This is a genomic window from Candidatus Sodalis sp. SoCistrobi (assembly GCF_900143145.1).
Lineage (GTDB): Bacteria > Pseudomonadota > Gammaproteobacteria > Enterobacterales > Enterobacteriaceae > SoCistrobi.
In genome coordinates, this window is sequence record NZ_FRDB01000138.1 from 1 (window position 1) to 8,193 (window position 8,193).

Genomic DNA, 8,193 nt, shown 5'->3' on the forward strand with positions numbered 1-8,193 from the left:
TGCTCATGCTGAGTTTCCAGCACTAGATTAACTGCCCGTTCACGGACTTCCGGAGAGTAACGTTTGGTCGTTGTCATAGAGACCTCCACTTTTAAAGTATAGACTCTAATTTATCCGGGGTGATTCAGGTGTTCGTCTACAACAAGCGCCTTATCAAACCAGACGAAGTGCCGGGCAACCATGAAGCCCTGGCACAGTTGATTTCCAGCCAGCCGGACCGATTTAAAAATAAAGTCACCACCTATGATATTGAGAAGTCCGCATTGGGCTTTATGTTATCGGTCTATGATCGCCAAGCCGATCCCCGCTATTTCGCCAATCTGGCCCGTATTGCCAAAGGCGGCCTGTCGGTGCAGTCGTCCACCGGTACCATGCTGGAGCGCGTCTCTTCCGGCGAAAATCTGCTCGGCTTTAATATTCTCGGCTCCTATGCCGAAACCCGCGCGAAAGACGATCCCTCCCTGGGTATCGTTTACCCCAATGATTACACCCTGGTGCTGTCGCGGGTGATGTTCATCAGCGGCCAGGCTGAAAACGCCAATGCGGCCAAGGTGTGGCTGGATTATGTGTTATCCAAAGAGGGGCAGGCTATTTTGGCCAACCAGTCCGATATTCCGTCCTTACGCAACGATATCGAGGGCGATAATGATGTGGACGGTTTGACCAAGCGGTTAGGTAAAGCCCTGCGCCCGATTGCGGTAGATGAGAGCTTGCTGACGTATCTTGCGCAGGATAAGCGTCTGGATCATATCAAACAGTGGCGCGCGGCCGCCAAATAACGCACCGTTCGCTCTGGCGCGCGGCCTGCCGTCGCGCGCGCCCCTGCCGTTATGCCTGATGAGAGGATGCTATGTCCGCTTTGCGCAGAAAAGCACAGTCGTTGCCGCGTGCCCTGGTGGTGCTGATTGCCGCGCTGGTGATCTATGTGCCGCTGGCGTTTATTGTCATCCAGAGTTTTCTCTCGGCGCCGTTTTTCGTGCCCTCCAAGGTCTTTAGCCTCGAAGCCTTTCGCTTTATTTTTGCCGACGCCGATTTCTGGCGGGCGCTGAAAAGCGGGTTGCTGCTGGCGTTCGGGCTGGTGGTGATTGCCATTCCGCTGGGGGGGATTCTGGCGTTTCTGATGGTCCGCACCGATTTGCCCGGCCGGCGCATTATTGAACCGTTGATCTTGGTGCCGGTGTTTGTTTCACCGATGGTGCTGGCCTTTGGTTATGTGGTGGCGGCGGGGCCGGTGGGGATTTTTTCCCTGTGGGCGCAGGCGCTGCTGGGCTTCATCCCGTGGAATATCTACGCCATGAGCAGCATCGTGGTTATCGCCGGTCTGACCCATGTGCCCCATGCTTATCTCTATATCTCCTCGGCGCTGAGAAGCCTGGGTTCTGACGTCGAGGAGGCGGCGCGCACGGTCGGCGCTTCGCCGCTGCAGGTCATGTTCGCCATCAGCTTGCCGATGGTGCGGCCGGCTATTTTGTACGCGATGGTCTTGCTGTTTTTCCTCGGGCTGGAGGTCTTTGGTCTAATGCTGGTGTTGGGCGATCCCGAAGGGAATCTGGTGCTGGCGACCTATCTGTATCAACTGACCAACAAACTCGGTACGCCGTCCTATCATTTGATGGCGGCGGTGGCGGTGGTGCTTATTGCCATCACCATACCGCTGGTCATGCTACAGCGCCGGCTGATGCGTTCGGCGCACCGCTATGTCACGGTGAAAGGCAAAACCGCCCAGGCGCGGGCGTTGCCGCTCGGCAAATGGCGCTACGTGGCGGGTGGCGTTGTGGCGCTGTGGCTGATAGTCACCATTGTGGTACCGCTTACCGGTGTGGTGCTGCGGGCGTTTATTTCCCAATGGGGCATTGGCGTGTCGTTATGGGACCATGTGTCGCTGAACACGTTTCGCACCATTTTCAGCCAGCCTAATCTGTTGCGCGCCATTATCAATTCCATGAGCATCGGCGTGATTGGCGGCGCGTTGGCGGTGGGCTGTTACCTGGCGGTCGGGCTGGCGATGCATCGTAAAGCCGATGGTGTTACGCGCTTTCTTGACTATAGCGTGCTGGTGCCGGGCTTGCTGGCCGGGCTGGCGTTTTTGTGGGTGTTTTTGTTTGTTCCCCAGTGGCTCAGTCGATCGCTGAAGGACGGCTTGCTGTCGGCGCTCCCGTTCGCCGATGATCTGCGCCAGCACTTCATCGTCGCATTGCGCGGGCTGCGCAGCACTATTTTCAGCGTCTGGCTGGCCTATACCGTGGTGTGGCTGGCTTATGGTTTGCGGCTTATCTCCGCCACGCTGTTGCAGGTCGGTCCCGAACTGGAGGAAGCGGCGCGCAGCGCCGGCGCCCGCCGCGGGCAAATCACCCGTCATGTCACCGTACCGCTGTCCCGTTTCGGCCTCATCGGCTCCTGGCTGCTGATGTTTCTGATTTTTGAACGCGAGTATTCCACCGGCGTTTACCTGTTGTCCTCGGGCACCGAAACCATCGGCTCTATGCTGGTGTCGCTGTGGGCGGCGGGGGCTATTGATATCGTCGCCGCGCTGTCGTTCATCAATATACTGCTGGTGGTGCTGGGTTTGGGCATCGCGCTGCGTTTTGGAGTGAAATTGTATGATTGAGCTTTCGGTAGACAACCTGCATTTGAAATATGGCGATAATCATGTATTGCGCGGGGTATCGATGCAGTTGCGCCAGGGGGAGGTCGTCTCGCTGCTCGGTCCCTCCGGCAGCGGCAAAACCACGTTGCTGCGCGCGGTGGCCGGTCTGGAAAAACCCAGCGAGGGGCGGATTCGCATTGGCGATAGCACGCTGTTTGATAGCCTGTCCGGCGTCGAGCTGCCGGCGGAGGACCGCAATTTGGGGCTGGTTTTTCAGTCCTACGCGCTGTGGCCGCATAAAACGGTGTTCGACAATGTCGCCTATCCGCTGAAGTTACGCCACATCAGCGCCGCCGAGCGCAAGACGCGCGTGCAGCAGGTGCTGGATCAATTGGGACTGGGCCATTTGGGCCAGCGACACCCGTACCAATTGTCGGGGGGACAACAGCCGCGGGTCGCCATCGGCCGGGCGCTGGTCTACAACCCGCCGATCATTCTGCTGGATGAGCCGTTATCCAACCTGGACGCCAAACTGCGCGAGGAAGCGCGGGTTTTTCTGCGCGAGCTTATCGTGACCTTGGGGCTATCGGCGCTGATGGTGACCCATGATCAGAATGAAGCGATGGCGATTTCAGACCGCATTTTGCTGCTCAATAATGGCCGCATCGAACAGCAGGGCACGCCGGAGGCAATGTACAGCCAGCCGTCGACCCAGTTTGTCGCCGAGTTTATGGGCAGCAATAACCGCCTGACGGGCAACGTCACGGCGCTGCGCGGCGATAGCGCCCGTATCGACGGCGTCGACTGGACGCTGTGGGGACAGGCGGGAGACGGGCTGGTAATAGGGCAGCCGGCGACGGCTATCGTGCGCGTGGAGCAGGTGAAGGTGGGCTCTGAGCGGCAGGCGGAAAATAGCCTGCCGTTGCCGCTGGTGACCAAAATGTTTTTGGGCGATCGCTGGGAGTATCTTTTTCGCACCGCCGGTGAGCAATTCGTGGTGCGCGCCTATGGCGACGACGGGCGGCTGGAGGGCGTCTGCGCATTGTCGCTGCCGGCGGACAAGGTATGGATTTTCCCCGCCCCGGCGCACGGGGCGCTTTAGCGGAGCGAGAGATGATGGGCCCTCGCGGTGCACCCCGCACCCCGCCGCCCTTCGTCCGCACCTTGCCGCCCACACCTGCCGCCCGAACCCCGTCGCCCACAGCTTGCCGCCCACACTCCGCCGCCCGAACCCCGTCGCCCACACCTTGCCCTCCACACCTGCCGCCCGCACCTTGCCGTCCGCCGCACCCGGCAGTGGCGCTCCGCTACCTGCACCTTGGCCGCGGCAAGGGATCGATCCGCAGCGGATTTCAACGGGACGGCAACATGATGTTCCGGCCTGGCCCGGGCACGACGCCACGCCACCCCGGTGCGACGGTCTAGCCTGGGACCTTCGGGCGGCAGTCGTAACGGGTATAATCTAACTTCATGTATTAAATGGGATTTATTTTCATTCTCTGACGAGGTTGGTTTTCGCCGCGCGTCGCGGCGGCGCAGGCTAACCCTTCCAGCATGGGGCTAATGTTGACGCTGTGTTTAATTCCTGAGCGGTGAACCGTCTATAATAGAGCCCGTATAGAACGATCTGCGAATGAACGCCAGCCGGCAGGTCCGTCAGCCTCTTTCTCCGCACCCGTGGCGGCACGCATCTGCCAAGCCATCATCTTCGACAAGAAGTAAGGATGCATCATGTCTGAAATACGATTGACTCGCGAGTGGGCAGTGACCACGCTACCCCATTCGCGGTGGGGAAACGCCGGTGAAGCGCCAGTGTCGGCGGTGGATGCGCTGGAATTAGGTCGGGTGGTCTTTTTTCCGCATCTGGCGTTTACGCTGACGCCTGAAGAGTTGACGCTGTTGACCCCCGCACTGGCGGCGCCCAAACGTAAGCACATTACATTTCGTCCGCAAGAAGATGGGCTCTGCGGTATCGTCGGGGCAGAAAAACAGCCGTTGGCTCGCCAGCTGCTGTTGCGCCATCATCTGGCCTGCTGTCGTCTGGTGGCGGAGGTGCTGCCGGAATATCAGCAAATGCTGCACAGCCCCGTTAATACGCTGCGCCTGCATCCGGCCGATGCCTGGCGCCAAACCGGCTTTTGGCGCCGGGATGACAGCCGCCTGCATGTGGATGTGTTCCCGTCCATCCCCAATCGCGGCGAACGTATCCTTCGTATTTTCACCAACATTAATCCCTGCGGGCAGAGCCGCTCGTGGCGGGTGGGCGAGCCGTTCGAGCAGCTGGCGCAGCGGTTTTTGCCGCGCCTCGGCCGTTTTTCCCCTTCTAGCAGCTGGCTGCAAAAGGCCGTGGGCATGACCCAAAGCTACCGCACCCATTACGATCATCTGATGCTGGAAATGCATGATGCCATGAAGGGCGATCCGGAGTATCAACAGGGCGGTCCGCAGGTCACGCTGGATTTTCCCGCCGGCAGCAGCTGGATCTGTTTTTCCGATCAAACGCCCCATGCCGCCATGGCGGGGCAGTTTGTGCTGGAACAAACGCTGTTACTTCCGGTCAGCGGCATGAAGCACCCTGAACAGGCACCGCTAAAAATTCTGGAAAAATTAACCCGTACCGCGCTGACTTAGCGGCGCGGCGAACGCGGGGGGGTGGCGGGTGGCCCTTAACCGGCGGCCGGCCGGTCGGGGAAAAACAGGCTAAAGCAAATCTCACCGTTCGCAGTGCAGTGAACGCTGGCGTCGCCTTGGTGCAATGTCATAATGGCTTTGACGATGGACAGTCCCAGCCCGCTGGCGTTGCCGCTGCTGGTGCGTGCATCGTCAGCGCGGTAGAAACGATCGAACAACTTATCCAGATGCCGGGCGGCCACCGGCTCGCCCTGATTGATAACCTCTATTTGCCAGCCCTGGGCCTGCCTGCGGCCGCGCAGATGGATTTCACCGCCGGCGTGGGCGTAGCGGATGGCGTTATCCACCAGATTGCTCAGCGCGCGCCGCAACAGCATCGGGTCGGCACAGACCTGGCCGGCGCCGGAAGCGCACAGCGTTATGTCGCGCTCTTCCGCCAGACCCTCAAAATAGTCGGCGACGCGCTGCAGCTCGGCATCCAGTGACAACGTCACTGGTTTGATCACCGATTGTGCCTGACTGGCGCGGGCGAGAAACAAAATATTTTCCACCATCAGCGAAATGCGCTCCAGCTCCTCGGTATTACGGGCCAGCACACTTTCATACTCCTCCACCGATCGACGCTGGTAGAGCGTCACCTGGCAATGGCCCATCAGCGCATTGACCGGCGTGCGGATCTCATGGGCCAAATCAGCGGAAAAGCGGCTCAGGCGCTGATAGCCATCGGCTAACCGATCGAGCATTTGATTAAAAGAACGGATCACCTGATGCAGCTCGGCCGGCGCATCCTGCTCCGAGAGCCGGGTGGTGAGGGTTGCAGGATGGATTTCCTCCGCCTGTGCCGCCATGCGTCGCAGCGGCGCCAGACCGCGGCGCATCACCACATACCCCATCAACGCCAACAAGGCGAACGCGCCGGCAATAATACCCAACAGCATCAGACCAACGACCAGCAACTCTACCAGGCAAAGTAGTACGGCATAGCCCAGGCGTGAGGTAATCATGGGAACACATCCGGGTAGAGCGCGCGCGCCAGCGCCTGCACCGCGTCGATATTGGCCGGCCCCGGCGTTAATGCCTGGTACGGCAAGGCCAGATAGCGGTGCTGCCGGACCGCGGGGGTCAAACGCATGAGGGGGTGGGATTCCAGAAAACGGCGGAGCGTGGCCGCGCCGCCGCTGGCCTGATAATCCAGCAGGATGATCAACGCCGGTTGGCTCGCCGCCACGGTCTCCCAACTGGTGGTTCCCCAGCTCATCGGCAGGTCGTCGAGAATGTTGCGTCCGCCCGCGGCCGAAATGATGGCGGTAGGCATCGCGTATTTGCCGCTGCTAAATGGCTTATCTTCGCCGGAATCATAGACGAACACCCCCGGCGCTGGCCGGTGCCCGATTCGGCGCGCGATCCCGGCAAGCTGTGCCTGCCACGCGTCAACTTTTTGTTGCGCCAGCTCCCGCTTACCGAAAATGCTGCCGAGCGTGAGCATGTCGCGGTACAGCAAATCCATACTGGCCCGGGGCTGTGATGGGGGTCGATATGGATACAGCTTTCGCTTAGCACCATCGTTTTAATGCCGTAGTGTGCAAGCGTCGTCGGTGTGACATCACCGCCCACTTTCATACCGTAATTCCAGCCGGCGAAGAAGAAATCGGGATGGACCGCCAGCAGGTTTTCCAGCGTCGGGTATTTGGGCGCCAGTTCCGGGATCCCGCCGCGCTGCGCCTGAAAAGCCGGCGTCGTTTTATACCACCCGCTGATGCCGGTTAAACCGACGATAGCCGGTTGGAGCTGGAGCGCGAATGCCATCTCCGCCATGTTCACATCGTTTATGACCGCCCGCTTTGGGGCTTGGTCAAACGTAACAGGCTGGCTGCAACGGGTCACGGTCACCGGAAAGCCGGAGGCTAGCGCGGTTGCGGGCAACACAGCGGCGCGCAATAAGCTGTTCATAACGATTTCCTGTCAACGGGGTCAGGCGCCGGACGGCGCGGCAAAAAAGCGGACCGGTTGCCCGGTCAACGGATGGGGCAGGGTGTAGCTTTCCAAGCCAAATGTGGCCATGACGATGTGCGGCGCCAGCGCCACATCCGGCGGCGCGCAAATCACCATCTGCCCCGACCGCAGCACCAGCACCCGATCGGCGAAGGGGCTCACCAACGGCAAATCATGCAATACGGCGATGGTGGCGATACCCTTACGCCGTACCAGCATCAGTAACCGCTGGCGAGCTAAGGGATCCAGATGGTTGGTCGGTTCATCCAATAACAGCAACTGCGGCGTTTGCGCCAGCGCGCGGGCCAGCGCGGCTCTCTGACGCTCGCCGCCGGATAATGTGCCGATGCGGGCGTGCATTTGCCGGCCAAGACCGACATCGGCGATGGCGGCGAGGGTAATGGCGCTGTCTTGCGCCGCCGTGGTGTGCCCATGATGCGGCAGACGGCCGAGCGCCACATAGTCTTCAACCCGTAATCCCGGGTCGGCTTCATCGTGCTGGGCAAGATACGCGATGCGCTGCGCCCGCTGATGGCGGCTGAAGGCCGATAGCGGTTGTCCCGCCAGCCAGATTTTGCCGCTGGCCGGCCGTCGCTCCCCGATCAAGGTTTTCAGCAAAGTGGATTTACCACACCCGTTCGGACCAATGACCGCCAGCCGCTCACCCGCGGACAAGGTAAAGGCGATCGCGTTTAGCAGCGGCCGGCGGCCGCTAGCGCAAACGTCCAGCGATTCAAGCTTAAGCAAAGACGCAGATGATGTGTGCATGGCGATGTGAATTGTTTGTTATGTTATAACATAATACCAGGGGGTGATGATGACCAGCGCTTTATGCTGTCCTCGCGGGCGGACCGCGGTAAGCGCCCCACGAGGGCCGTAGTGTAAATATTATTTTACGATTGAGAGGTTCCAGGGCAGCAGTTCATGCACTCGGTTCGACTGCCAGTCGCTGATCTTGCTGATCACATCACGCAACCAGGCCT

The 8,193-nt window shown here is 60.1% G+C and carries 6 protein-coding genes and 2 pseudogenes; 4 read left to right on the forward strand and 4 right to left on the reverse strand.

Features of this window, described 5'->3' with window-relative positions; translation table 11 throughout:
* Positions 1 to 128: 128 nt before the first annotated feature.
* The 4 genes and pseudogenes from CINSTRO3249_RS10200 to CINSTRO3249_RS10215 all read left to right on the forward strand — a co-directional run.
* Positions 129 to 779, forward strand: a pseudogene (locus CINSTRO3249_RS10200) (ABC transporter substrate-binding protein); the annotation flags it as partial.
* Between the two features lie 71 nt (positions 780 to 850).
* Positions 851 to 2,608 carry an ABC transporter permease gene (locus tag CINSTRO3249_RS10205; protein WP_074013205.1) on the forward strand — a complete coding sequence of 586 codons (1,758 nt, stop codon included), beginning with the start codon at positions 851 to 853 and terminating at the stop codon, positions 2,606 to 2,608.
* Positions 2,601 to 3,689 (forward strand): ABC transporter ATP-binding protein, encoded by a 1,089-nt coding sequence (locus tag CINSTRO3249_RS10210; RefSeq protein ID WP_074013206.1) that lies wholly within the window; start codon positions 2,601 to 2,603, stop codon positions 3,687 to 3,689. Before CINSTRO3249_RS10205 ends, CINSTRO3249_RS10210 begins: the two co-directional genes overlap by 8 nt.
* Positions 3,690 to 4,318: 629 nt before the next feature.
* On the forward strand, positions 4,319 to 5,218 hold the full coding sequence (locus CINSTRO3249_RS10215) for a Kdo hydroxylase family protein (protein WP_074013207.1): 900 nt from the start codon (positions 4,319 to 4,321) through the stop codon (positions 5,216 to 5,218).
* Positions 5,219 to 5,253: 35 nt separating this feature from the next.
* Here the strand turns inward: CINSTRO3249_RS10215 and CINSTRO3249_RS10220 are convergent, their stop codons facing one another.
* The 4 genes and pseudogenes from CINSTRO3249_RS10220 to CINSTRO3249_RS16620 form a co-directional block, all read right to left on the reverse strand.
* Positions 5,254 to 6,222, reverse strand: coding sequence for a heavy metal sensor histidine kinase (locus CINSTRO3249_RS10220; protein WP_074013208.1), 969 nt, complete (start codon positions 6,220 to 6,222; stop codon positions 5,254 to 5,256).
* Positions 6,219 to 7,168: pseudogene (locus CINSTRO3249_RS10225) on the reverse strand (ABC transporter substrate-binding protein). The gene CINSTRO3249_RS10220 and the pseudogene CINSTRO3249_RS10225 overlap by 4 nt, the downstream one beginning before the upstream one ends.
* 21 nt (positions 7,169 to 7,189) lie before the next feature.
* Complete coding sequence (locus CINSTRO3249_RS10230; RefSeq protein ID WP_074013209.1) at positions 7,190 to 7,978, reverse strand: ABC transporter ATP-binding protein; 789 nt, start codon at positions 7,976 to 7,978, stop codon at positions 7,190 to 7,192.
* Positions 7,979 to 8,098: 120 nt separating this feature from the next.
* Positions 8,099 to 8,185 carry a hypothetical protein gene (locus CINSTRO3249_RS16620; protein ID WP_371441378.1) on the reverse strand — a complete coding sequence of 29 codons (87 nt, stop codon included), beginning with the start codon at positions 8,183 to 8,185 and terminating at the stop codon, positions 8,099 to 8,101.
* Between the last annotated feature and the right edge of the window lie 8 nt (positions 8,186 to 8,193).